This is a genomic window from Pseudoalteromonas piscicida (assembly GCF_000238315.3).
Taxonomy (GTDB): domain Bacteria; phylum Pseudomonadota; class Gammaproteobacteria; order Enterobacterales; family Alteromonadaceae; genus Pseudoalteromonas; species Pseudoalteromonas piscicida.
Map to the genome: position 1 here is coordinate 2,156,122 of NZ_CP011924.1, position 26,249 is coordinate 2,182,370.

Below are 26,249 nucleotides of genomic sequence, written 5' to 3' on the forward strand. Positions count from 1 at the left end.
TTTCGATATTTAGCAATAGTAAGTGATAATAACTCTTACTTGCAACAGCACAAAATTTACGCTTTTACCGCTGCTGGTCTTCGCGTAGTTTATCTCCACTTCAACACGCTCTTTCGTCCGCGACAATCGACTAAAATAATTCCACTCTAGGTGCTGTGATTGCTGGCCAATTTCGGGTATGCTATCGAGCAATTTTCTATTAATTTTGCCAGATGTTTGGAAACCTAGATGCAAGAGCAATATAACCCGCAAGATATCGAAGCCAAAGTACAGTCGTACTGGGAAGAAAACAATACCTTCAAAGTTGTCGAAGACGAAAGTAAAGAGAAGTACTACTGTCTCTCAATGTTCCCATATCCAAGTGGTCGCCTCCACATGGGTCACGTACGTAACTACACCATTGGTGATGTGGTTTCTCGTTTCCAACGCCTACAAGGCAAAAACGTTATGCAACCTATGGGTTGGGATGCGTTTGGTCTTCCAGCTGAAAACGCAGCAATTAAAAATAATACTGCACCGGCGAAATGGACCTACGAAAATATCGACTACATGCGCAACCAGCTTAAGTTACTTGGTTTTGGTTACGACTGGGATCGTGAAATCGCGACTTGTCACCCTGAATATTACAAGTGGGAACAGTGGTTCTTCACTAAGCTTTACGAAAAAGGCTTAGTATACAAAAAGATGTCAACGGTAAACTGGGATCCAGTTGACCAAACGGTACTGGCAAATGAACAGGTAATTGACGGCCGTGGTTGGCGCTCTGGTGCTATTGTCGAACAAAAAGAAATTCCACAATGGTTCATTAAGATCACTGATTATGCCCAAGAGTTACTGGATGACTTAGACAAGCTTGACCACTGGCCTGAGCAAGTTAAAACCATGCAGCGTAACTGGATTGGTCGCTCAGAAGGCGTTGAAATCGATTTTAAACGTGCCGACAACGACGAAAGTTTCACCGTATACACCACCCGCCCAGATACCTTTATGGGTGTGACTTATGTAGCGGTTGCGGCAGGCCACCCGATCGCTCAGGAAGCGGCGAAAAACAGCGATGCAATCTCTCGCTTTGTTGAAGAGTGCAAAAACACCAAAGTTGCCGAAGCGGATATGGCAACAATGGAGAAAAAAGGTATTGCAACTGGCTTTACTGCTATCCACCCACTCACAGGGCAAGAAGTGCCAATTTGGGTAGCTAACTTTGTACTAATGGATTACGGCTCAGGTGCCGTGATGGCAGTACCGGGTCACGACCAACGTGACTATGAGTTTGCAACCGCTTATGGTCTTGAGATCAAACAAGTTATTCAGCCTCTAGCCGGCGCAGAAGTAGAAGCTAATCTGGCTGAAGCGGCATTTACCGAAAAAGGTACGCTTATCAACTCTGGCGAGTTCGATGGCCTAGACTTTGAAGGCGCATTTAACGCCATCGCGACTAAACTAGAATCACTTGGCGTCGGTAAACGTAAAGTAAACTTCCGTCTTCGCGATTGGGGTGTAAGCCGCCAGCGTTACTGGGGTTCGCCAATCCCAATGTTAAACAAAGAAGATGGTTCTGAGCTTGCTGCACCTGAAGACATGCTCCCTGTTCGTCTACCTGAAGACGTAGTCATGAATGGAGTAACTTCACCGATTAAAGCAGATCCAGAATGGGCAAAAGCAACAATAAATGGTGAAGCGGTATTCCACGAAACCGATACATTCGACACCTTTATGGAATCATCTTGGTACTATGCACGTTACTGTAGCCCACGCTACGATGAAGGCATGCTTGAACCAGGTGCTGCAAACTACTGGCTACCAGTAAACCAATATATTGGTGGTATTGAGCACGCTATCTTGCACTTGTTGTACTCGCGCTTCTTCCACAAGTTGCTACGTGATTTTGGTTTAGTGAACTCTGATGAGCCATTTGAGCGCTTGCTTTGTCAAGGCATGGTACTTGCGGACACTTACTACCGCAAAGACGAGAAAGGCGGCGATATTTGGATCGCACCAACTGACGTATTAACTGAGACTGACGACAAAGGCCGCATCACTAAAGCGTGGCATAATGAAGACGGCGAGCCGGTATTCTCTGCAGGCATGAGCAAAATGTCTAAGTCGAAGAACAATGGTATTGACCCGCAAACGGTTATCAAGCAATACGGCGCTGACACGGTTCGCTTATTCATGATGTTTACGGCTCCACCAGAGCAAACGCTTGAATGGTCTGACTCAGGCGTTGAAGGTGCGCACCGTTTCCTTCGTCGTATTTGGAAATACGCGGTTGACGTAAAGCAAGCAGGCACTGCCGAGCTTGATTTAAGCAAACTAAATGCAGCGCAAAAGACACTCCGTCGCGATATCCACAAAGCCATTGCAAAAGTGACAGACGATATCGAACGCCGTCAAACGTTCAACACGGCAATTGCGGCGGTGATGGAGCTTTCAAACAAGCTTATCAAAGCGCCACTGAGCGATGAGCAGGACATTGCACTAGCAAACGAAGCGCTAGAAGCCATGGTGATCATGCTGGCGCCTATCACACCGCACATGTGTCACGAATTATGGGCTGAGCTAGGCAAAGCTGGCGATATCCTTGATGCGGCATGGCCTGTTGTTGACCAAAGTGCGCTCGTTGAAGATGAAAAGCTTATCGTTGTACAAGTCAACGGTAAACTGCGCTCTAAAATCACCGTGGCGGCAGATGCAACGCAAGAACAAGTTGAAGCGATTGCATTTAGCGAAGAAAACGTCACTAAGTTTACTGACGGCAAGACCATCCGTAAGGTGATCTATGTTCCTGGTAAGCTACTTAATGTGGTTGCAAACTAAGATGCGTAGCCTATTTTGGCACACCAGCAAGCTAGCAGTTTTGCTAGCTTGCTTGTTCGTGGCGAGCTGTGGTTTTCACCTCAAGCAAGCCTCTTATCTGCCTGACGATCTAAAAGAAATCACCTTAAGCGGTGACGACAAGCGTTCAGCCTTGTTTGAACAGCTACAGTCCGATCTTCAGCGCGCTCAGGTATCCCTTACGCCAAAAAATACCAAACAAGCCGCCGAGTTGTACTTGTACAATGACTCACTTGAACGTCAAACACTCAGTTTGTTCAAAAATGGTCAAGTTGCTCAGTATGAACTGGCATATCGCGTGTCATACCGTTTGAGTCGTCCGGGCCAAGAACCCGTTAAACAAATGTTCGAGCTGTATCGCAACTATCAGGACGACCCAGACAATGCATTAGCAAAAGCAAAAGAGCTTGAGCTGATCCTAACCGAGATGCGTCGTCTTGCAAGCCAACGTATTATTCGAGAGTTGTCGCAACTGTAATGCGTTGTTATGCCAATCAACTCTCCAATTACCTAAATAAAGGGCTTGCGCCTTTTTATCTGGTCTTTGGTGAAGAACCCTTTCAGCAAGGCGAATGTGCACTTGCCATACGAACCGCAGCTAAGCAACAAGGCTTTGACGAAGTCATTAAATTTGCTCTACTTCCGGGATTTGACTGGCAAGAGCTCAGTGCGCAGTACAACAGTATGTCTTTGTTCAGTGCGCGTACGCTCATCGAGTTCGACTTTAACGAGCAAAAAGTTCCTACCCAAGGTGTTGCAGTTTTGAAGTCTTTGGCCGAACAGCTCAATCCAGATGTCGTTGTTATTTTTAAAGGACTGGGCGCGGGTCAAGACATTCAACGCACAGCTTGGTTCAAAGCATTAGAGCCTAAAGGCCTGTTTGTCCCTTGCTATGCGTTAACGGGCCGTCATCTTGAACGTTGGTTTGATGACGAATGTAAGCGGCTGAAGCTGTCGGTGTCTCCACAAGGCAAGCGCGCCCTCCTCGTCGCCACAGAAGGCAACTTGCTTGCAACGCATCAGGAGCTCGAAAAGCTCTCCTTACTATTTGGTAAAAACCCGGTTGATGAACAGCAATTGCTGAGCGGCTTATTAAATCAATCTAAGTTCGATATCTTTGATTTAAATACCGGATTGCTAAGTGGCAACCCTAAACAAATCATCAAAGTATTGAATAAGCTCGCAAGCGATAATGTGGAGCCCGCGAGTATTCTCTGGACCTTGCAAAACCAAGCTCGCACCCTACTGGGTGTTAAAACCTTGTGGCAAACCGGCACTACTCTTGCAGATGCCTATAAAAAGCATAATGTCTGGAAAAATCAGCAAACCATCACGCAGCAAGCGTTAGATAGATTAACGCTAGAGCAGATGAAACAGTTGCTTTGTATGATGGCAGACTTTGATACCGCATATAAAGAAGCCAGGCTCACTGCGCCATATCAAGCTCTAGCACACATCGCGCTGGCCTTTGCTACACCTATCACGATGCCGCTACCAATTAGCCAGAGTGAGCATGTATGATAGCTCTGTTTGGTGGTACTTTTGATCCTCCGCATTTAGGTCATTTAAATATGGCGATGCGCTGCGTCGACGAGTTAAGTCTGGCTGAGTTAAAGTTTTTACCTTGTGCCATACCGGTTCATAAGCAAAAGCCCAGCATCAGTGACGAGCATCGCCTAGCGATGGTTGCAAATTTGCTATCAGGGCAACAAAAACTGGTTATTGATAGACGTGAGCTTGACCGACAAGGACCCTCTTACAGCCTGCTAACCCTGCAAGAACTACGTAACGAATATCAGGACCAGCCGATTTTATTTTTAATGGGTATGGACTCGTTTAATAGTCTGCACACTTGGTATCAATGGCAAGAAATCACAAAGCTGTGCCATCTTGTGGTGTATCAACGCCCAAAAGAACATTGCTCACCAGATGCTAAAGTCTCGGCTTATTTAGCTAAAGCACGCACAGATAACTTAAATAAGCTCCAAACCACCAAGGCTGGACATTGCTATTTCCTTCACGGTGAGCAAAAAGACATTGCATCGAGTACAATAAGAGCTGCAATTGCACAGCGAGATAAAGAATATTTGGAACATTGGCTGCCTGCTTCTGTCATAGATTATATAAATAGCCATGGCTTGTATGCTGATTAACCCTATAAAGCATGTTAAAATCGCCGATTATTTGAAATACAGAGACAAAAACTTGGATTCACAACAGTTATTAGATTTCGCGCTAGACAAAGTAGATGATATGAAAGCGCGTGATATTGTTAAGCTCGACGTTCGCGAAACTTCTTCAATCACCGATTACTTAGTGATCTGTACAGGCACCTCAAAACGCCATGTACAATCGATTGCCGATCATGTCGCAAAAGAAGCACGTCATGCTGGAGAAACACCAATTGGCCAAGAAGGTCAAGACGTTGGTGAGTGGGTATTGGTTGATTTGGGCGACGTTGTTGTTCACGTAATGCAAGACCAAACCCGTGATTTTTATGACCTAGAAAAGCTGTGGGGCTAATGTGAAGATCCAACTCATTGCAGTAGGTACCAAAATGCCGAAGTGGGTTGAAACTGGCTTCACCGAATATCAAAGACGCTTTCCCAAAGATATGCCACTGGAGTTAATTGAAATTAGCGCTGGCAAACGGGGGAAAAACGCAGATATTAAACGCATTTTGCAACAAGAAGGTGAAAAAACCTTAGCCGCTATTCCAAAAGGCAATCGCATCGTAACCTTAGAAGTGACTGGCAAGCCATGGGATACACACCAACTTGCGAGCAATATGGAAAAGTGGCAGTTGGACGGTCGTGATGTTAGCTTACTGATTGGCGGCCCTGAAGGGCTTGCACCAGAATGTATTGCTGCGGCTGAACAAAAATGGTCATTATCAAACTTAACCCTACCCCACCCTTTGGTGCGTATAGTGGTTGCCGAGAGCTTGTATCGCGGCTGGAGTTTAAATAACAATCACCCTTACCACAGAGAATAATAATGATAAAAAAACGGCCGACGATTAGGGATCATTCTGCCGAGGCTAACCTCTTTGCGAGACGGGCCTTTGTCGGCTTTGTTTTTGTCGTTATTATTGTTGGGATCTTGTTTCACAATGTCTACAAGCTTCAGGTAACCGAGCACGAGACCTATCGCACCCGCTCCAACGATAACCGTATTAAAGTCATTCCGGTCGCCCCTAATCGTGGTCTGATTTACGACCGCAATGGTGTCTTGCTCGCCGAAAACCGCCCTGTTTACAACCTTGAAGTGATCCCAGAAGATGTCGAAGATCTCGAAGCATCATTAGCTTCTGTACGTCAACTCATCGAAATTTCTGAGCAAGAAGTAGAAGATTTCAAAAAGGAAATCAAGCATAACCGTCGCTTCAAAAGCCAAGTATTAAAAGGTCGTCTGAATGAAGAAGAAGTTGCGATCCTTTCGGTTAACCAACACCGCCTGCCAGGCTTTAGTGTTGAAGCGCGCTTATCCCGTTATTATCCTTATGGAGATACCCTCACACACGCCCTTGGCTATGTCGCAAAGCTCAATAAAGAGGAACTCTTTGACCTCGAACTAGTAGGCAAAGACACTAACTATCGTGCCACCCATGATATCGGTAAGCTCGGCGTCGAGAAGTTTTATGAAGAACAGCTACACGGTATTGTGGGCTCTCGTCGCGTCGAGGTGAATAATCGCGGCCGTATCATTCGCACGCTAAGCATGGAAACGCCACAACCAGGTAAAGACTTGGTGCTAACGCTTGATATCGGCTTGCAGCAAATCGTCCAACATGTACTAAAAGACACCCGAGGCGCGATCATCGTTATGGATCCACGCGATGGCGGAATTTTAGCGCTCTATTCTAACCCAAGTTACGACCCGAATCTGTTCGTTCACGGGATCAGCGGCAAAGACTACCGAGCCTTGCTCAACCCAGACAGACCGCTTATCAACCGTGCAACTCAAGGCCGTTATGCTCCTGCTTCCACAGTGAAACCCCATCTTGCAGTGCTTGCACTGGAAGAAGGTGTTGTCACCGAAACAACCAAAATTTGGGATCCCGGCTTTTTTCAAATTCCCAATGTAAAACATAAATGGCGTGACTGGCGCCCTTGGGGCCATGAGCATGTTGATGTGTATAAGGCTATTGAGCAGTCTTGTGACACCTATTTTTACGAAACCGCATATAAACTCGGCATAACCAAAATTAGCGACTTTATGAACCAGTTTGGCTTTGGTGAGCTTTCGGGTATCGATATTCATGAAGAAACCTCCGCCATTTTGCCATCGGTTGAATGGAAAAGAGAACGTTTTAAAGAGTCATGGTACCCAGGAGATACGATTTCTGTTGGGATAGGGCAAGGCTACTGGACTGCCACTCCAATGCAAATAGCGAACTCGCTGAGCATTTTGGTCAATAAAGGTATACACCGCCAGCCGCACTTAGTACAAATTTCTAAGCAAGACACTGAAGTGGAACAACTATTTACGGAAGAAAAACCACCCGTTGTGTTGAAAAACCCTTATCACTGGGATATTGCATTAAAAGCCATGCACAACACAGTAAAAATAGGTACCGCAAAAAGCGCATTTAAGGGCGTGACCTATGACCACGCAGGTAAAACAGGTACCGCACAAGTTGTCAGCATTGCTCAGGGCGAAAGATACGATGCCAAAAAGCTAAAAGAAAAACACAGAGACAATGGTATCTACGTAGGTTTTGCACCTTTTGATGACCCTCAAATTGTTATCACTGTGGTTGTCGAAAACCAAGGTGGTGGTAGTGCTATCGCAGCGCCAATGGCACGACAAGTGATGGATTATTACTTTTCAGCCTACCCGCTTGAGAAGGAGCAACAGCAATGAGCCCGCTGAATAAGCCGCGTTCGCTATTTGAAAAAGTTCATATCGACCTACCGTTATTTGCCGCCTTGATCACTATGATGATTGGTAGTCTCGCGATTGTGTATAGTGCTAGTGGACAAGATATGGGCATGATGATGCGCCACGGCACACGCATGTTTGGTGCATTAGTTGCCATGCTATTTATGGCGCAGTTTTCTCCCAATACACTTAAGCGTGTGGCAATTCCGGTTTACCTCTTAGGTCTTGGCATGCTCGCCGCCGTGCTGTTTTTTGGAGTCAGTAGTAAAGGGGCTCAGCGCTGGCTCGACTTAGGTGTTACCCGCTTTCAACCTTCTGAAATAATGAAGCTAGCAGTACCCATGACGGTCGCTTGGTTTATTGGCCGCTCTCACTTACCTCCTAGTATTTTGAATTTAACAATCGGCTTTGTGATTGTGTTAGTGCCCACTATCCTTATCAAAGAGCAACCCGACTTGGGTACTTCTATCTTAATCGCCAGCTCTGGTATTTTTGCGCTCTTTTTAGCTGGGTTAAGTTGGCGTTTAATCGGCTCTGGTTTATTACTCGCGGTCCCTGGTGGCTATGCGTTTTGGCATTACGGAATGCATGCCTATCAAAAGCAACGTGTACTGACCTTTTTAGATCCAGAAAGCGACCCGCTGGGCTCTGGTTACCATATTATCCAATCGAAAATTGCGATAGGTTCCGGTGGCGTTGAAGGCAAAGGCTGGCTGCATGGAACGCAATCTCAATTAGAATTTTTACCTGAGCGCCATACCGACTTTATCTTCTCGGTGCTGAGCGAAGAATTTGGCTTGTTGGGCGTCACTATTTTACTCAGCTTGTATCTTTTTATAATTGGTCGTGGATTGTATATCGCAGTGCAAGCACAAGACGCTTTCAGTAAACTGCTTGCGGGAGCACTGACGTTGACCTTCTTCGTCTATGTTTTTGTAAATATTGGAATGGTTTCTGGTCTTTTGCCAGTAGTAGGTGTACCACTGCCCCTAATTAGCTATGGTGGCACATCGATGGTGACCTTAATGGCCGGTTTTGGCATTATTATGGCAATCGCAACAGATAAGAGGATGTTGTTAAAATAATGACAGTTCGTATTACCCTAATTTCAAAACTGGTTTTAGTATTGGCCCTGTTAAGCGTGCTCAGCGCTTGTGGTAGCCGTTATCATATTCGTCATGATAAAGCGCCATTGCGCGAACCTACCGAACTGGAAATGCAAGATGCCATTGTCACCAACGAGAAAAAGAGCGTGAGTGCCAATCGCCCCTACACGGTACTTGGAAAACGTTACACGCCAATTTCGGACGAGCATGGGTATCAGCAACAAGGTATCGCCTCTTGGTATGGCCGTAAATTCCACGGCTACCACACCTCCAATGGTGAAATTTTTAATATGTTCGATATGACAGCGGCACATAAAACGCTGCCACTCCCTAGCTTCGCTAAAGTAACAAACTTAGACAACGGACGCTCTGCCATCGTTAGAATTAACGACCGAGGTCCATTCCACGACGATAGATTAATCGACCTATCTTACGCTGCCGCCTATAAGCTAGGCTATCACCTTCAGGGTACAGCGCGCGTTAAGGTCGAAGCCATTACTCTATCGCGCGAGTCTCCAAGGCTAACCTATGTACAAGTTGCTGCTGGCAGTAAACTTGAGAACATACAGTTATTAGCAGGTCAGTTAAAACAAGAACTGGGGTTAGGTACACCCATCACGTTTGAAAACAACCTGTACAAGCTTAGAGTCGGCCCAATTACCGACGACAATCAAGCACAATCTTTACTAAAAACCTTACAACAAGGTCAATTTAGTCGTGCTTTCTTGCTTTACAGTGAGCAGGAACTTTAGAATAACCGCAATGAATGCCGATAAACAAAAAAGCGAGCATAATGACTTCTATCAAACCAAAAATCGTTAAAAAAGTCCTTGGACTGGTGTGCACTTTCTCTATTATGAGTGCCAGCGCACAAATTATTCCTTCGCCGCCGCAGATCAATGCAAAAGGCTATTTCCTTGTAGATTTCACAACTGGAAAGGTGATTGCAGAAGGTGAAGCCGATACTAAGCTAGCGCCAGCAAGTTTAACCAAAATGATGACCAGTTATGTTATTGGTACTGAAATCGCGGCAGGTAACATTAGTCCATCTGATCAGGTCACCATTAGCGAAAAAGCGTGGGCTAAGAATTTTCCTGGTTCATCGGTGATGTTTATCGAAGTGGGTAAGCAGGTCAGTGTTGATGATTTAAACCACGGGATCATTATTCAATCAGGTAATGATGCTTGTGTTGCAATGGCCGAGCATATTGCTGGTAGTGAAAGTGCGTTTGCCGATCTGATGAATGCGCATGCTGAAAAACTGGGGATGACTAATACCCACTTTATTAACAGCCATGGTTTAGATACTGATGAGCATTACACCACCCCAAGAGACATGGCAACACTCGGGGCGGCGCTTATTCGTGATGTACCTGATGAATACGCTTTATACAAGAAAAAGTCTTTCTCATACAACGGCATAAAGCAATATAACCGTAACTCATTACTTTGGGATGCAAGCCTTGAAGTGGATGGCATAAAAACCGGCCACACCTCAGATGCAGGCTATAGCCTTGTTACTTCAGCGGTTAAAGATGATATGCGTCTTGTTGCAGTAGTCATGGGCACAGAGAGTGAGCGTGCACGTAAAGTTGAAAGCAAAAAGTTGCTTAACTACGGCTTCCGTTTCTTTGAAACCATTACTCCTTACCAAGCTGGTGACGCTTTTGCCGATCAGCGCGTATGGATGGGTAACAAAGAAACCGTATCGCTTGGCATTATGGAAGACACGCCAATCACTATTCCACGTGGTCAAAGCAAGAACTTAAAGGCTAACTTTGAGCTAGATAAAACACTCGAAGCGCCGCTAGCAAAAGGCACTAAGGTTGGTACTTTGTTCTTACAGCTTGAGGGTGAAGACGTAGCACAATACCCGCTGGTTACGCTTGAAGAGATCCAAGAAGGTGGATTCTTTAGCAAGATCTACGACTATCTACGTTTACAGATCTCGCAATAATTTCTTATCTGATAAGCCAGCCGAGACAGACCGGTTGGCTTATCTTTTCTGAAAACTTATTTATTTCCCTTAGCTTCCCAGACATCCTACTTTCTAATCTAAGACCCCTTTTCAACATAGCACACGGCTGAAAAACCACTTTAATTTTACAATTTAAAAACAATTTGCAATAATTGATTTTAGGTACAAACTCGAACTATAAATAAAAGGATATTTAAATGATGATGGTGACAACCGCGGTAATAATGGTGAAGTGTAGAAACTCCTCATGACTGAGGAAATAATGACGGCGGTGGCAGTAGCTCTTCGGGAGGTTTTTGTTCAGTAGAATATTCTGTCTGTACAGGTTGTGGCTGTTATGAGTGGGAAGAAGTAGAGAGATGTTAATCTAATAGGTGATACACACTAAAGGCTTTCCTATGAACTACATAGATCGTATATATCTAAAACCAGGCTTACCAGTAGCCAAATTGACTATTGCAGTATTACTGCTTTTCTCTGCTATTTTATACAAGTCAAGCCTACTTTTATATATTGGTTTTTATATGGCGCTAATTATAACTGCATGGGATTTATTATCCGTAGTGGCAAAAGAACAAGGAGCTTGTGCAAAAGTTACGCTCATAGCTTACTGTAAACAGCACTGGATACAGTTACCACTTATGCTAGCGTTTGCTTGTATAGGTATTGCCGGGCTACACCTTGAATACCCACTACTTACTCTTTTTAATATTGTATTCAGTCTGTTATTGGCTGTCCATGTTATTAAAGTTGTGTATAAAATAAGAAATACGTCCGCTATTGACGCGATAAAGGAGAGATTAAAAACCAAGTCGAGGTTTATTTTTTCCGTTAACCTGCTACTCATTGTTGTTATGTGTGCCATACCATTTCTAACAATGTCTTTAGGAACGTGGGCTGCTAGTTATATGGTTATTTTTAACTGCTACATACAGTTCTTAAACCATATTATTAGTGAGAATATTTTTGCGCCTGATTAAACTAGTTTAGAGTTCTCGCAATAACCTATTTAGATAAAAGTCAATCAGTGGTTAGATACTGATTGACTTTTTACACCCCGAGCAACAATCTCCTATCTAGATCCACATTAGCATGGCTGTATTTATTGTCTGCTTCATATTAAGTGATTATTTAAATAAACCTGTACTACTGTATCTTGGTTTTTATATTGCTCTGTACGACGCACTTTATCAACTTGCTACGCAGCTTAACAATACCCAAGCGGAAAAAGCCAATATGAAGCATTTGGATACATTCCAATATTTATTCTGCTATTGGTTAGTATTGTTACTCTCTCATCTCCTTCAATGCTTATTACCGGTATCAATCTTGCCGTAGTTAGTATCATCATTTATCAGCTGGTACGAATTCTTAGCGCTAGAATCAAGCTGTCTAAAAGAAACATAGTAAAGACCTTGAAACGCAACAAAACAGCGCTTTTGATACTACTACTATTAACAACAGTATTTCGATTTTTCTTTGACTCGGAAGGCTTAGCAATCACTGCTTCCTTCTATTAGCTACTTTAGCAGTTTTTGATAATTGTAAAGACGTAATCAATGGTGAAAGCTAGCTTCAAAATGACTCAACAAAAACGCCCTTATCGTGAACGTTTTTTTTTGCGCCAAAAATGATAGAATGCGGCCAATAAATGACGACCTTGGCAGCTCTAGGCTTGAAAGAGCATCTAAGTGGCCAAATAAGGGCGTCAGCAAGTAGTTCGTTGTGAGGATACCGTCGTGGTAAAACCAGTTAAAAATACTAAGTTTGATGAATACTTAGAATTTCCTTGCCCATTTACATTCAAGATTATGGGCCTTGCAAATGTCGATTTGACGGATCAGATCCTAGCTAAACTGCAGGTTATTGCACCGGGTGATTATGCACCAAAGGTTAAACCAAGCAGCAAAGGCACCTATGAAGCCGTATCTCTTGTCGTTACCGTAACCAGCAAAGAGCATATCGAGCAGATTTATACCGAGATCGGTGGCATCGAAGACGTCCGTTACATCCTGTAGTTGGTAAGGACCCCTAATTATGGAATCTCGTAAGTTAATTGTGCGCCAACTCGGCCTTTGTAGTTACGAGCCAATTTGGCACAAAATGCAATCTTTTACCGATGAGCGTGATGACACCACGGCGGATGAAATCTGGCTGGTGGAACATGAGCCTGTTTTTACACAAGGTCAAGCCGGTAAAGAAGAGCATGTCTTGGCGCCCGGTGATATTCCTGTCGTAAAAGTGGACCGCGGTGGTCAAGTTACCTACCATGGCCCTGGGCAACAAATGCTTTATGTTCTGCTCAACTTACGACGATTGAAAATAGGGGTACGTGAACTCGTCACTTGGCTAGAAGAAAGCATTATCGACTCCCTAAAAGAATATGGGATAGAAGCCTACGCTAAAGCCGATGCACCGGGTGTATACGTCAACGATAGCAAGATAGCATCTCTTGGACTTAGAGTCCGCCGTGGCTGCTCGTTTCATGGACTCGCACTCAACGTCAATATGGATCTTGGTCCATTTTTACGAATAAACCCTTGTGGTTATGCGGGCATGAATATGGTGCAAAGTAGCGAAATTAATGGACCTCAAACCGTCGCTGATGCGGGGGCTGGTCTGGTAAAACACATGCTAAAACGCATTAATGCTGAGCATGTCGAATACACTGAAGGGTTTGAAAACGTATGAGTAAACCAGTCAAAATGGAGCCAGGGGTAAAGCTCCGCGATGCTGAAAAAATGGCATTGATCCCAGTTAAAGTCATGCCAACAGAACGCGAAGAAATGCTGAGAAAGCCTGAGTGGTTAAAGATCCGTTTGCCAAAATCAAGTGAGCGTATCGATGGCATTAAACAAGCAATGCGTAAGCACGGCTTGCACTCTGTTTGTGAAGAAGCGTCTTGCCCTAACCTTTCTGAGTGCTTTAATCACGGTACAGCAACCTTTATGATTTTAGGTGCAATTTGTACTCGCCGCTGTCCATTCTGCGATGTGGCCCACGGTCGTCCATTAAAACCCGACGCTCAAGAGCCGGAAAAGCTTGCACTTACCATCAAAGACATGAAGTTAAGCTACGTTGTTATTACCTCTGTTGACCGTGATGATTTGCGCGACGGTGGTGCGCAGCACTTTGCCGACTGTATTCGTGAGATCCGTAAGCACAACCCAGGTATTACAATCGAAATTCTCGTGCCTGATTTCCGTGGCCGTATGGATAGAGCGCTTGAAATCTTGAGTGAAACACCACCAGATGTATTCAACCACAACCTTGAAACTGCACCGAGACTATACAAGCTAGCGCGTCCAGGTGCCGATTATAAGTGGTCACTCGAATTACTACGCCGCTTTAAAGAAATGCACCCAGAGGTAAGAACAAAGTCAGGCTTAATGGTTGGACTAGGCGAAGAAATCTCTGAAATTGAAGAGGTCTTAAGAGACTTGCGCGAGCATAACGTAGATATGCTCACCGTAGGCCAGTATCTGCAACCTTCAAAGCACCACTTGCCAGTAAAACGCTACGTGCCACCGGTTGAATTTGATGGGCTAAAAGAATATGCCGACGAGATAGGCTTTAGCCACGCAGCTTGCGGACCATTTGTACGCTCTAGCTATCATGCGGATCAGCAAGCCGCCGGTAAAGAAGTAAAATAACTTCTCTCCGAACTTAAGTTCAAGTAACGCGGATATTGCTTCTAGTCGTAAATAGGAGCAATTTCCGCTCTCCCCTCTACGCATTCATGTAAATTCAATGTAAAATAGCCAAAGTTCCCTTAATTTACACCCTTGTCTAGCCAGAGAGTTTTAGTGGTAACAAGGCATTAATTATCCCCAGCTCAAGTTACTTAGAATAATAATATGGAATACGGACCAATCAGCTTTTACGCTATTTTTATTGCCGTTGTGGTACTTGGAGGCTCCTTAGGCGGGCTCCTACAAGCGATGCGTTCAACGTCGTCATATAAATTTCGCAAACCTAAGTTTAAGAGTGCGAATAGCGCCGCCCCAGAGTATTGGGACTTAGGTGGATTCGGTGTCATTCTAGCCGGTGTGATCTCAGCATTTATGGCAATCGGTGTGCTCACCATGGCGGGCGCTGCTGACTTCAGCCCAGTCAGTAAGTATGCATTTAAATCATATCAAAATGGGGAGCACGACTCCCACCATCAAAACAATGATGAGATACTCATTCCCGTGGCGATGTTTTCATCTGCGCATAACGATAATGCCGTTGAGATCAACCGTATAATCAAAGTGGTCGTTGAGCACAACTTGAAGCGGGAAAACGACTCAATTACCGGTTCTGATAAAGCATTTTGGACTTGGATTAAAATCTTTTCATTCTCTATTTTAAGCGGTTTTGGTGGTGTAGGACTCGTTTCTAGCGCCTACAAGCGCTACGTTGGCGAAGATGAATTCAATGACATCCAACAAAAGGTTAAAGAAGAGTATGAAATAGCACGTAAGAATACCGTAGAAATCGCACTCCAACGCGCTAGGGAATTGATTGCAAACACACAATACGATGAAGCAATTAAGGTTTGTGATGACATTCTTACCAACATTCATCCAAACCATGCAAGAGCAATTGGCATAAAAGCCAGAGCACTCAGCCGAGATGGTAAGCTCGCAGAAGCCATCAAGCTGCTAGAAAGCGCACTTTCCATCTCAGATATGAGTGAGTCCGTCAGAGCTCGTATGCATTGGAATATCGCCTGTTACCAGACTCGTATAGATTTTAGCGAAGGCTTACCTGAGGAGCTAGATTGTATGGTCCGGACGCTGGGTGAGATCCGCAGCCATTTAGAACGTGCAATTGCGCTTGATGAGCATTTAAGATTGAAGCTACCCGACGGTGAGAGTGACCTTATTGTGCTAAAGTCGCTCAGTTCGAGAGGTCAAGATTGGTTTGACAATTTAGTACGAGCGCAATAGACTCTTAGGTAAGTTAGCTTGATACGGTGCAGTTTCATGAGAGATGAAGACTTTATTTAAAAGTTAAAGGTACAAGCACAAACTCACTGGATGAAAATACCAGTGAGTAGAATAAGCCGCATATTGATATGCGGCTTTTTTGTTTTTAACGCATAAATTTTATACGCGAATTGGTATTAGCAGCAAAACGGTTTCATTTCCTCGCTATTCGTTATATCTTGCCTCACCAGATAATAATAATCAGGGGCAAAACGTGCTTAAGAATAAAACTTTGGGCAGCATGCTGATTGTAGCAGGTACTACAATTGGCGCGGGTATGCTCGCCCTCCCTATTGCATCAGCAGGACTCGGCTTTTCTACCGCTATCGCATTATTAGCAATCACATGGTTGTTAATGACCTATACCGCTTTGCTTATGTTGGAAGTACATCAATACGCAGATCAAGACGCAACGCTAAATACACTGGCGAAAAACTTGCTCGGTAAAACGGGCCAATATGTCGCTAACTTTTCTATGGTATTTTTATTCTATGCACTGTGCGCAGCTTATATCGCGGGAGGTGGAGCACAACTTCAAAGCAAACTGGTTAGTATACTAGGTGATGGGATCACTCCCCAACTCGGTTCAGTATTGCTTGCTGTTATCATAGCAACCATAGTGACATTAGGCACAAGTACCGTCGATAAGCTTAACCAATTACTATTTACCATTAAAGTTATCGTGCTCGCGAGTTTGTTTTTTATCCTGACTCCCTATGTCCATGGCCAACACCTTATCGATATGCCAGTGGAGCAAGGACTTGTTATTGCAGCAATTCCTGTAATTTTCACTTCATTTGGGTTTCATGGATCAATCCCGTCAATCGTTAAGTACGTGGGCGTAGATATCCGCCAATTACGTAAAGTAATGATGTTTGGTGCTTCCCTCCCGCTTATCATCTATGTATTTTGGCAACTACTAAGCCAAGGTGTTATGGGGCAAGAGAGCTTAATGGCAAGTGAGGGACTGCCAGGTTTTGTCACCAGTATTTCGTCTATCGCACACAACGACAACGTACAATTATTTGTGACGGTTTTTGCAGATCTTGCTCTGGCGACTTCATTCTTAGGTGTTAGTCTCGGTTTATTCGACTTTTTTGCTGATGCCTTTAAAAAGCAAGATACCAAGAAAGACCGTATAAAAACGGCGTTCATTACCTTTTTACCACCGCTAGGGTTTGCCCTTTTTTATCCCAAAGGTTTTATCATGGCACTGGGATATGCGGCGATTGCGCTCGTGGTGTTAGCGGTATTTCTACCAGTTGCTATGGTATGGAAACAGAGAAAAGTTAGAGGTAATGACGGATATCAGGTTAAAGGCGGTACGCTTGGACTAGGACTTGCCGCCATTTTCGGTGTGATGATCATCACCTCTCAGCTAATGCAAATGGCTGGCCTTATTCCTAGTTTAGGGTAAGCATTATCAAGACGACGTAGGTCTTAACGGCCTATTTCGATTCTCTCCAGCGCACCGTCTTGCATTCGTTTATGTTTCAATTGAAAATAAGCAACTACAGGTACAAATGCTAAGCATAGAGTAGCAAAGTTAACTATTGGGATAATTGTAACGTAGAGATAAGACGAATAGCTAAGTTCCATTAAATGCCTATCAACTAAGCGGAACATCTGTAAGATTGGTGCAGGTATAATAATGAGCTGAGCAATTACACTCTGCCACATATAAACTTTGTCCTTAATAGCCCAAACAGCAATTATAGCCATAAACACAATATCGTTAAATGCCCAAAATATATAGCGATAAACCAACTCATCGTCTATCGCTCTAATAAAATCACCAGTAAAAGAGCCAATAATATAAAATAAAGCAATCAAAATCGCATAACGAGCGGCTTTTATATCTCTTAAAACTAAACAGACCAACACTGCAATCAGCGATAGTGGAATGCTGTATTGGATATAAAAAAGCCTAACCGACTCCCAAGCCTCTAACATATTTACTCTTCTAATTATTAGTTAAGATGATTTTTTAATGGGTCAAGTAATTATTACAATCGGTTAAGACGGCTTTTTTTCCGCCTCTTCATCACCGCCTTCACCATTACCGCCTGGCAGTCTAAAATTTTGAGGTTTTTTTATTGAAATCATTCTATTTCTCCTTTAAGTAGAACCAAACGAAACAATAGCGAATTCCCTGTAATTTGGCAATAAACTGTAATTAATTTTGCCTCACTTCAATAGGGTCTGACTCTTTAGGTTTACCCTGTAAAATTGAGATTTCAACACGCCTATTGCGGCGTCTATCAGCATCGCTGTCATTGGGAACAAGTAGTCTGGTGTCTGCGTGACCAACCACGACCATTCTATTCTTATCAAAACCACGGACGCGCTCCATCACAGTCGCAACAGCGACCGCTCTCGTCGCCGATAAATCCCAGTTATTAGAGTAAAGTTCGTTTGTGACTCTAAAATCGTCTGTGTGACCTGATACAGTAATTTCACCGGGTACATCTTTAAGTAGTTCTGCAATTTCGGCAATCACAGGTTCAAACTTAGGTTGCAAAAACGCACTACCTGCAGGGAAAGAACCATTCTCTTGGATACGAATAATGATTTGCTGCCCTAGAGACTCAAGCTCAATCGCACCATCCATTATTTGCTTTTCTAGCTGCTGCGCAATCTTTTTAACAAGCTCATTAACTTGTTCTTGATCTGCGGATGCGATTGCTTGCGTTGACGCCATTTCTTGAGCTGTACTGGCTGACTCACCACCACGCTTATTGCCCCGCTGCTCTTGCCGACCACCCGCAGACGATTCATCACCAGCCTGAAACTCAAGCATCTGTTGCGTCATTTCTACGGTTTGCTGTTGGATAGTTTCAATTGGTGTTGGCTCTGGCTTACCAGGAGTAAATTCCATCGCGATAACACTGGTACCTTTTGGGATATCCTTCACTTCAATTTTGTTTTGCACACCAAAAGCAAATTTCATCGACCCGGCAATTTGCTTAAACTTCAGCACGTCCATTTCAGAAAATGCCAGTAGCAGTACAAAGAAGCACATCAGTAATGACATCAGATCAGCAAATGTCCCCATCCAGGCGGGAAGACCTGGAGGAGGACATTTACATTCTTTCTCATCTGACATGGTTATTCCTCAGCCTCAGCGCCACGTTTAGATTCAGGCAAATAATTTTTCAAAATGCCTTCAATAACTTTCGGGTTTTGGCCATCCTGAATGCCTAAAATAGCATCTAAGATGAGCCGCTGATTTCGCTCTTCTTCATCTTTACGAAGCTCAAGCTTAACCTGAATAGGGATCGCAACCACGTTAGCTAAAAACGCACCATACAAAGTTGTTAAAAGTGCAACAGCCATGGCTGGCCCGATTGCTTTTGGGTCATCCATGTTAGATAGCATAGCCACCAAGCCGATGAGTGTTCCGATCATCCCCATCGCAGGCGCAATATCGGCGAGGGATTTAAATAAACCCGCGCCTAGTTCATGTCTTGAAGACGTTAGGGAAATGTCTTTTTGCAGTGTGGCACGTACAACATCAGCGTCATGGCCGTCGACTAACATATCAACGCCTTTACGCATAAATTGGTTGGGAATTTCAGCTTCTTCTAACGCTAAGAAACCACCTTTACGCGCAGAATCAGCAAGCTCAACGGCTTTTTCAATCAGCTCTTCAGGGGTTTCAATCTTAAACATGAAGGCCTTGCCGGCCACTTTACCAATGCCGAAAAATTGTCCAAGCGTAAAGTTAGACAATACGATAAAAATTGAACCACCAAATACGATAACGACGGAAGGCGTGTTATAGAACATAGCGATCTGGCCATCACTACTCAGTACCATCGACATTACAATCAAACCTATGGCACCCAGGATCCCTATTACCGTTGCTAAATCCACATGTCCTCCGAGGGAAGTTATTTGTGATAAATCACGCAGTTATTATTGTTTGAGTTATCGGCAAGTTTCTCTACAACTTAACACTATTATATTAAAAAGTGTTTAAAATGCGAGTTTATAGCAGATCTTGTAATGCCGATACTCCGTCAGATCAAAAAGTCTCTGGTTTTTTTGACCTTGGCGCGCAATCCCCCTAAAATTGCCACACTTTTACTTTACGGGTCAGTGTGACATATGGCGGTAAAAAAACCTGATAATTTGAGCTTTGAAGAGGCCATGCAAGAGTTGGAACAAATCGTTGCAGACATGGAAAACGGTAGCTTACCTCTGGATCAAGCACTTAAACAATTTGAGCGTGGGATAAAGCTCGCAAAAGCTTCAAACCAAAAACTTCAGCAAGCTGAGCAGCAGGTCGCTATTTTAATGGGCGAAGATGAGCAAGCGCAATTACAGCCATTTGAAAACGAAGCCTAATGTCAGCAAAATTACAAGAAAAACTCCTGTCAGCTAAGACTCGTGTAGAAACCACCGTTTTACACTATTTTGATAATGTGATTGATACTGAAGAAAATATCAAAGCCGCAACGCGCTACAGTATAGAAAATGGTGGTAAACGCTTGCGACCATTCTTGGTGTACTGCACTGGTGAATTGTTTGGTGCGGCTCCAGAAGACTTAGACAAGGCCGCTGCAGCAATAGAATGCGTGCATAGCTATTCGTTGGTGCACGATGATTTACCCGCGATGGATGATGATGAACTTAGGCGCGGCCGTCCAACCTGCCATATTCAATTCGATGAAGCGGCAGCTATCTTAGCTGGCGATGCCTTACAAACTCTGGCGTTTGAGCTGTTAAGTGGGCATCAATTCGCAGTAAGCCACCATGCGCAAATAAAAATGATTTCCGCGCTAGCTAAAGCATCGGGTCTACAAGGCATGGTTGGTGGCCAAGCACTTGATATAGCTGCTACTAATCGTTCAATTTCCATAGACGAACTTGAACGTATTCATAAGCTAAAAACAGGTGCACTGCTAAGCTGTGCTGTGGAGCTTGGGATCTTATGCGGCAACCCAGAGCAAGTTACCGAGCAAGCATGTAATGCAATACGCACTTATGGTCGTGCAATAGGCCTTGCATTCCAAGTCAGAGATGACATTCTTGATGTAGAAGGTGACACTGCGGTGCTTGGTAAGCCACAAGGCTCTGACATAGAACATAATAAGTCTACCTATCCTGCACTTTTAGGCTTAGAGCAAGCAAAAGAAAAAGCCGAACAGTTGATAGATGAAGCACTGGATGCGCTTACGAAAATAGATGGTGACACAGAAATACTTGCAGATTTAGCAAAATACATCATAGATCGAGAATATTAAGCTGACGTATAAAATAACTACGCCAAGCTAAGAAAATATTCACAAGTACTTTGTAAATACTGGCTAACATAATATTATGACCAGTTGGTGACGAATTTTAATAATTATGAAGTGAGCTGCGCGAGTAAGTACTCAGCAAAGACTCACTAGGACTCTGATAAATACCATGAAACTTGATAGTAGCAAGTATCCTTTACTCGCGTTAATTGACGACCCAAGTCAACTTCGTCAATTACCCCAGCATAAGTTATCTGCGTTAAGTGATGAATTACGAGAGTATTTGCTCAACTCAGTCTCTCAAAGCAGCGGTCACTTAGCTTCAGGTCTTGGCACGGTCGAACTGACCGTTGCATTGCATTACGTCTACAACACACCACAGGATAGATTGGTGTGGGACGTAGGTCATCAGGCTTATCCCCATAAGATTCTAACGGGCCGCCGTGACCAGATGCATACTATTCGCCAGAAAGATGGGCTACACCCTTTCCCATATCGAGAGGAAAGTGAATACGATACCTTTAGTGTTGGTCACTCAAGCACCTCGATTTCTGCAGCGCTCGCAATGGCTATTGCCGCTGAAAGAGAGGCAATAGGCCGTAAAACTGTTGCTATTATTGGTGATGGCGCAATGACTGCTGGTATGGCGTTTGAAGCCATGAACCACGCAGGGGATGTTAACCCGGACATGCTCGTGATCTTGAATGACAACGAAATGTCTATCTCTGAAAACGTTGGTGCACTTACAAACCATTTCGCTAAGATCCTCTCTGGTAGCTTCTATACCAATATTCGTGAAGGCAGTAAAAAGCTGTTAGCTGGTGTGCCACCAGTTAAAGAACTTGCTGGCAGAATGGAAGAACATTTAAAAGGGATGATAATCCCAGGCACTTTCTTTGAAGAGCTTGGCTTTAACTATATTGGTCCAATTGATGGACATGATGTTGGCACCCTAGTTGATACGCTGCGTAATATGCGTAACCTAAAGGGGCCACAGTTATTGCATGTTAAAACGCAAAAAGGGAAAGGCTATAAGCCTGCAGAGGCGGATCCTATTGGCTACCACGGTGTACCTAAGTTTGATCCAACCGTGCACAGCTTACCCAAATCAAAACCCAGCGCACCGACCTTTTCAAAAGTATTTGGTGACTGGCTCTGTGATATGGCCGCACAAGATAATAAGCTGATGGCTATTACACCTGCAATGCGTGAAGGTTCTGGCATGGTGCGCTTCTCTAAAGAGTACCCGGCTCAGTATTTTGATGTTGCGATTGCTGAGCAACATGCTGTTACGCTTGGTGCTGGCTTTGCCTGTGAGGGCTTGAATCCTATTGTTGCTATTTATTCTAGCTTTTTACAACGTGCTTATGACCAATTAATTCATGATGTTGCACTACAAAACCTGCCAGTACTTTTTGCCATTGACCGCGCAGGTGTCGTTGGTGCGGATGGTGAAACACACCAAGGGGCTTATGATCTAAGCTTTTTGCGCTGCATTCCTAATATGGTGATCATGGCACCAAGCGACCTCAATGAGTGTCGCCAAATGCTCTATACCGGTCACCGCCTAGATAGGCCAGCTGCGGTAAGATACCCTAGGGGCAGTGCGGGAAGCGCAGAGATTAGTGCAGAAATGAGCGAACTGGAAATTGGTAAGGGCAAGGTAGTAAGAGAAGGTGAAAAGCTGGCTATTTTAAGCTTTGGTACATTGCTTGAAAACGCTCAAGCCGTAGCCGAAGAGCTAAATGCGACACTAGTTGATATGCGCTTTGTAAAACCTTTAGATACCGCACTTATCGAAGAGTTAGTGGTAACTCACGAGCGCTTTGTAACACTTGAAGACAATGCGATTGCTGGTGGTGCAGGTTCAGCTGTGAGCGAATATCTATTAGCCCAAGGCCATCTAAAGCCAATCAAACTACTCGGCCTACCTGATGAGTTTATTAAGCATGGTTCACAAACTGAGATCCACGCCGAACTGGGTTTAAACAGCGAAGGAATAAGCCAGCAAATTAAGGCCTGGCTAAATCCATAGTCTTGACTTTGAGCTGTTCTAAAAAAGGCTTCCATTTGGAAGCCTTTTTTATGCTCTTGTCCCATCCTAAACAAGGTTGACAGTTTAAGCGCTAGTGATGAGTATTACCTCATCCACACTCTCACTTCCGCAAGTCCATTGCTTTGCAAAAGTTGTAACTGAGACTCTATGTTTGCGCTTTGCTCAAATTCGAATGCATCCAATTGATCGTCAAAGATGATTGTCGCAGCACCATCACCGCCACGTTGTTTGACCTGATGCAATGCGATATCAGCTAAGTTCACAGATGATTCCCAGCCAATGACCTTACCACCTAGTAGTGGCAATGGATAATATGACCATCCCATCGACACCGTTAATTTAGTCGTTTTACCATTCGGTAAGCGGTAATCCGTTTCAGCAATCGCCTTACATAAGTCGCTGACGTACTCTTCGATATAGTCTCTGCTAAAGTCACGTAGCAGTAATAGGAATTCATCACCGCTCCAACGGACGACATAATCAGAACCTTGCGTTCGTGTATTGAGTAACGTCGCTAATTGCTGCAAACAGCTATCACCGCCAATTGGACCATAAGAATCATTAATTTTGCTAAAATCATCAATGTTCATGATCATCAATACCAAACTCTTATTTTGAGCCTGTAGTGACTGCGCATTGCGCTGATAATGCTCGACATCTTTTGGTAACTGATCAAAGAGGAAGCGACGACTACGTAGCCCCGTCAATTCATCTGAGTGACTTACAAGCTTAAGCTGAGTATTGACCTGATTGAGCTTTTCATTGGCTTTTCTGAGCTCTGTCGTACGCTCTGCTATCAACGCTTCTAGTGCGGCTTGCTTCCTTCTTTCTTGTGCTCTAAATACCCAGAAAATGAGATAGAACATAAATATAAATGCACAAGTGATAAACAGTCTAAAGTAAATCGTTTCATCAAAACGGCGCGGTAACGTAATGGATAAGTTAAGCACCTTCGCCTGCTCCCAATCTTGCCCTTGGCGCTTAACCTCTAAAACAAAGGTGAAGTTGCCTGGTGGTAAATTGGTATAAATTGCTTCGCGGCGAGATTGAGCATCACGCCATTGCGTATCGTGCCCTTTTAGCTTGTATCTAAATTCAATACTATGCGGCGCGTAAAAATCGATTGCAGTATAATTAATGGTTAGATCACGCTCAGATGTATCAAGCTGGATCACTTGATTTAAGGATTCTGTACTAAATACTCTATCGTGGGTAGACAATGACTCTAGCCTTGGCAATAAATCCCCACCACCAAAAAGCTGGACATTTTTAGGGATCTCAACGACACCTTGTAAGCTGGGGTAAAAAATAGCAGACTCGGTTTCAACCACTGCATCATGCCCAAGCCCCGAACAACATTGGCTTGGTCTGCCATCAAGCTGCCTATCGAATGGGCTTATTACTTGTTCAACTTGCAAACTCTCTATAACGTGACCAAATTGCGCAACGGGCATGCGATATACCCCTTTCATTGTGCTCACCCAGATGAGCTGATTGCTCTTGTCATAATGCAGCGAAAATATCGATCCGTAAGGCAATCCATTTGAAGCATCAAGCTGATACCAATCACCCTCTGAGGTACGATAGAATAACCCATCGTTGAGTGAGCCAACTAAAGTCGTCACGGTATCCAAATGCAAAATACTGGTGATATAAGCGGTATCCAATGACGTTTGAGAACCGATTTTTTCGATCCCCTTATCATTGTAACGATAAGCCCCTTTGTTTGTACCAATGAAGCCGTATCTAGGGAAGTCTTCAACAAAAGTGACGAATTGGCTACCGAGAAAGGCATTATAGGCAAACGGCGTTATCCCCTTGTAATCAAGGCGATACAAGCCCCTGCCAGTACCAAACCACATCCCCCCACGATTTGAAGGGCTGAGAGAAAATACCGGATTTTGCCTGAGCTCCCGCTCATTTAACTTTTGCAGTGTGCCATCTTCGTAAATAAGCGCACCACGGTCAGTACCAAGAATGAGCTTTTCACCGATAAATTCTAAGTCGTGTATTACAGAGCGATTTAACTGAGCACTTGTGAGCACAGGTTGATAACTATCATTTAACCCAATAATTCCAAGACCTTCTCTGCTAGCTACCCACAATTGACCATTGGGGCCTTGAGTAATTGCTGAGATAGCTTGATTTGTCCGTTGGCCGATATGATGACGCTCAACCTTACCTGAGTGAGCAAGCCAAAGTCCCTCATTTAAACTAGCAAGCCAGATATTATTATCGTTATCCATAAAAATATCGGCAAACCAGATGCTCTGATCTAGTTGAATTGGCTCAACAGCTTGCCAAATGCCATTATTTTGTCGGTATAACAATCGCCCATAAGTGGAAACCCACAGGCCACCTTCCTTATCGTTAAGAAACTTATATACCGCATTGTTACCCACTTCTTGGTAACGACGTAGTACTTCATCAATATCTAGAAAATAGGCGCCCAGCTCTGATGCTAAGAACAACTTACCATCGACCCAAGCTAAGTCATGTATGATGGTTTGTGCTAACTGTTCAGGTAATGACACTTTACTTGCCAATTCAAGCCGAACCCCATCGCCAGTGCGATTGCTTGATTCGCTGATTTTAAGTAAGTGACGCTCATTTACCAACCAAATACCATCTGGCACCAGCGCCATTTTAGTCACGGAACCTACAATTTGATTGATTTGGGTAACATCTAACGTACTTTGTTCGATGTTATTGGCGGCTAACGTCAGCTTTTTCGCAGAAACATAATACAGACCATTTGCAGCAATCCAGATCCCGCCATCTTCATCTTGCAAGATATCCCGTACGGGCCCCTGCAGGTCGAAACGCCGAGCTTCTAAGGTTTGGGGATTAAGTCTTAGCAATCCTCGACGCGTGCCAACCCAGAGCATGCCAAATCGGTCTACCACCAATTTATTAATGGCATTGCTATTTAAAAATTCGGTATTTTGGGTGTTGAAGTTTTGGAATTGATGACCATCAAACCGACTTAAGCCAAACTGAGTTCCGAGCCAAATGTAGCCCTGATTGTCTTGAACGACACTCTTAACGCTTTGTGACGGTAATCCACTTTGGATATTCCACTGTTTAACTACGTAATCATCTATCGCCGCAAAACTCGTAATTGGTAGCAGCAAAGTGAAAATGAAAAACAATAGCCTTGCCATCTCGATT

Annotated in this window: 23 protein-coding genes; 19 read left to right on the forward strand and 4 right to left on the reverse strand. The window is 44.0% G+C overall.

Annotated elements, in window-relative coordinates; translation table 11 throughout:
- Window positions 1-228 precede the first annotated feature (228 nt).
- The 16 genes from leuS to PPIS_RS10090 all read left to right on the forward strand — a co-directional run bounded on the left by leuS (window position 229) and on the right by PPIS_RS10090 (window position 17,193).
- A complete protein-coding gene (gene leuS / locus PPIS_RS10015) occupies window positions 229-2,817 on the forward strand; it encodes a leucine--tRNA ligase (protein ID WP_010372023.1) in 2,589 nt (862 codons plus the stop codon).
- On the forward strand, window positions 2,801-3,313 hold the full coding sequence (locus PPIS_RS10020; RefSeq protein WP_017216350.1) for an LPS-assembly lipoprotein LptE: 513 nt from the start codon (window positions 2,801-2,803) through the stop codon (window positions 3,311-3,313). The genes leuS and PPIS_RS10020 overlap by 17 nt, the downstream gene beginning before the upstream one ends.
- On the forward strand, window positions 3,313-4,356 hold the full coding sequence (holA, locus tag PPIS_RS10025) for a DNA polymerase III subunit delta (RefSeq protein WP_010372030.1): 1,044 nt from the start codon (window positions 3,313-3,315) through the stop codon (window positions 4,354-4,356). Before PPIS_RS10020 ends, holA begins: the two co-directional genes overlap by 1 nt.
- Window positions 4,353-4,988 carry a nicotinate-nucleotide adenylyltransferase gene (nadD, locus tag PPIS_RS10030; protein ID WP_010372033.1) on the forward strand — a complete coding sequence of 212 codons (636 nt, stop codon included), beginning with the start codon at window positions 4,353-4,355 and terminating at the stop codon, window positions 4,986-4,988. The genes holA and nadD overlap by 4 nt, the downstream gene beginning before the upstream one ends.
- A 52-nt stretch (window positions 4,989-5,040) precedes the next feature.
- Window positions 5,041-5,358, forward strand: coding sequence for a ribosome silencing factor (gene rsfS, locus PPIS_RS10035; protein WP_010372036.1), 318 nt, complete (start codon window positions 5,041-5,043; stop codon window positions 5,356-5,358).
- A gap of 1 nt (window position 5,359) precedes the next feature.
- Window positions 5,360-5,830: a 23S rRNA (pseudouridine(1915)-N(3))-methyltransferase RlmH gene (gene rlmH / locus PPIS_RS10040; protein ID WP_010372039.1), complete on the forward strand. Its 471-nt coding sequence runs from the start codon at window positions 5,360-5,362 to the stop codon at window positions 5,828-5,830.
- A gap of 2 nt (window positions 5,831-5,832) precedes the next feature.
- Entirely contained in the window at window positions 5,833-7,701 is a 1,869-nt protein-coding gene (mrdA, locus tag PPIS_RS10045; RefSeq protein WP_010372042.1) for a penicillin-binding protein 2, read from the forward strand.
- Window positions 7,698-8,804, forward strand: coding sequence for a rod shape-determining protein RodA (rodA, locus tag PPIS_RS10050; RefSeq protein ID WP_010372045.1), 1,107 nt, complete (start codon window positions 7,698-7,700; stop codon window positions 8,802-8,804). Before mrdA ends, rodA begins: the two co-directional genes overlap by 4 nt.
- Entirely contained in the window at window positions 8,804-9,577 is a 774-nt protein-coding gene (locus tag PPIS_RS10055) for a septal ring lytic transglycosylase RlpA family protein (RefSeq protein WP_010372048.1), read from the forward strand. The genes rodA and PPIS_RS10055 overlap by 1 nt, the downstream gene beginning before the upstream one ends.
- A 41-nt stretch (window positions 9,578-9,618) precedes the next feature.
- A complete protein-coding gene (locus PPIS_RS10060; RefSeq protein WP_010372052.1) occupies window positions 9,619-10,782 on the forward strand; it encodes a serine hydrolase in 1,164 nt (387 codons plus the stop codon).
- Window positions 10,783-11,201: 419 nt separating this feature from the next.
- Window positions 11,202-11,783: a hypothetical protein gene (locus PPIS_RS10065; RefSeq protein ID WP_010372055.1), complete on the forward strand. Its 582-nt coding sequence runs from the start codon at window positions 11,202-11,204 to the stop codon at window positions 11,781-11,783.
- Window positions 11,784-12,542: 759 nt separating this feature from the next.
- Window positions 12,543-12,821: a DUF493 family protein YbeD gene (gene ybeD / locus PPIS_RS10070; RefSeq protein WP_010372058.1), complete on the forward strand. Its 279-nt coding sequence runs from the start codon at window positions 12,543-12,545 to the stop codon at window positions 12,819-12,821.
- 19 nt (window positions 12,822-12,840) lie between these two features.
- Window positions 12,841-13,494 carry a lipoyl(octanoyl) transferase LipB gene (lipB, locus tag PPIS_RS10075; RefSeq protein ID WP_010372061.1) on the forward strand — a complete coding sequence of 218 codons (654 nt, stop codon included), beginning with the start codon at window positions 12,841-12,843 and terminating at the stop codon, window positions 13,492-13,494.
- Entirely contained in the window at window positions 13,491-14,456 is a 966-nt protein-coding gene (gene lipA, locus PPIS_RS10080; protein ID WP_010372064.1) for a lipoyl synthase, read from the forward strand. Before lipB ends, lipA begins: the two co-directional genes overlap by 4 nt.
- A 204-nt stretch (window positions 14,457-14,660) precedes the next feature.
- Window positions 14,661-15,737, forward strand: coding sequence for a tetratricopeptide repeat protein (locus tag PPIS_RS10085; RefSeq protein ID WP_010372068.1), 1,077 nt, complete (start codon window positions 14,661-14,663; stop codon window positions 15,735-15,737).
- A gap of 253 nt (window positions 15,738-15,990) precedes the next feature.
- Entirely contained in the window at window positions 15,991-17,193 is a 1,203-nt protein-coding gene (locus tag PPIS_RS10090; RefSeq protein ID WP_026345571.1) for an aromatic amino acid transport family protein, read from the forward strand.
- Window positions 17,194-17,216: 23 nt separating this feature from the next.
- Here PPIS_RS10090 and PPIS_RS10095 read toward each other — a convergent pair whose 3' ends face one another.
- The 3 genes from PPIS_RS10095 to pomA form a co-directional block, all read right to left on the reverse strand.
- Entirely contained in the window at window positions 17,217-17,729 is a 513-nt protein-coding gene (locus PPIS_RS10095) for a hypothetical protein (RefSeq protein ID WP_010372074.1), read from the reverse strand.
- 223 nt (window positions 17,730-17,952) lie between these two features.
- A complete protein-coding gene (locus PPIS_RS10100; protein ID WP_010372077.1) occupies window positions 17,953-18,882 on the reverse strand; it encodes a flagellar motor protein MotB in 930 nt (309 codons plus the stop codon).
- Window positions 18,883-18,884: 2 nt separating this feature from the next.
- Window positions 18,885-19,652 carry a flagellar motor protein PomA gene (pomA, locus tag PPIS_RS10105; protein ID WP_010372079.1) on the reverse strand — a complete coding sequence of 256 codons (768 nt, stop codon included), beginning with the start codon at window positions 19,650-19,652 and terminating at the stop codon, window positions 18,885-18,887.
- A gap of 234 nt (window positions 19,653-19,886) precedes the next feature.
- Here pomA and xseB point away from each other — a divergent pair, with 234 nt between their 5' ends.
- From xseB to dxs, 3 genes are all read left to right on the forward strand, one after another.
- Window positions 19,887-20,126, forward strand: a complete 240-nt coding sequence (xseB, locus tag PPIS_RS10110) for an exodeoxyribonuclease VII small subunit (protein WP_010372081.1) — start codon at window positions 19,887-19,889, stop codon at window positions 20,124-20,126.
- Window positions 20,126-21,025, forward strand: coding sequence for a (2E,6E)-farnesyl diphosphate synthase (ispA, locus tag PPIS_RS10115; protein WP_010372083.1), 900 nt, complete (start codon window positions 20,126-20,128; stop codon window positions 21,023-21,025). The genes xseB and ispA overlap by 1 nt, the downstream gene beginning before the upstream one ends.
- A 166-nt stretch (window positions 21,026-21,191) precedes the next feature.
- Window positions 21,192-23,057, forward strand: a complete 1,866-nt coding sequence (dxs, locus tag PPIS_RS10120; protein ID WP_010372085.1) for a 1-deoxy-D-xylulose-5-phosphate synthase — start codon at window positions 21,192-21,194, stop codon at window positions 23,055-23,057.
- Window positions 23,058-23,161: 104 nt separating this feature from the next.
- On the opposite strand, the gene PPIS_RS10125 is transcribed toward dxs, so the two are convergent.
- Window positions 23,162-26,242, reverse strand: coding sequence for a ligand-binding sensor domain-containing diguanylate cyclase (locus PPIS_RS10125; protein WP_010372087.1), 3,081 nt, complete (start codon window positions 26,240-26,242; stop codon window positions 23,162-23,164).
- Between the last annotated feature and the right edge of the window lie 7 nt (window positions 26,243-26,249).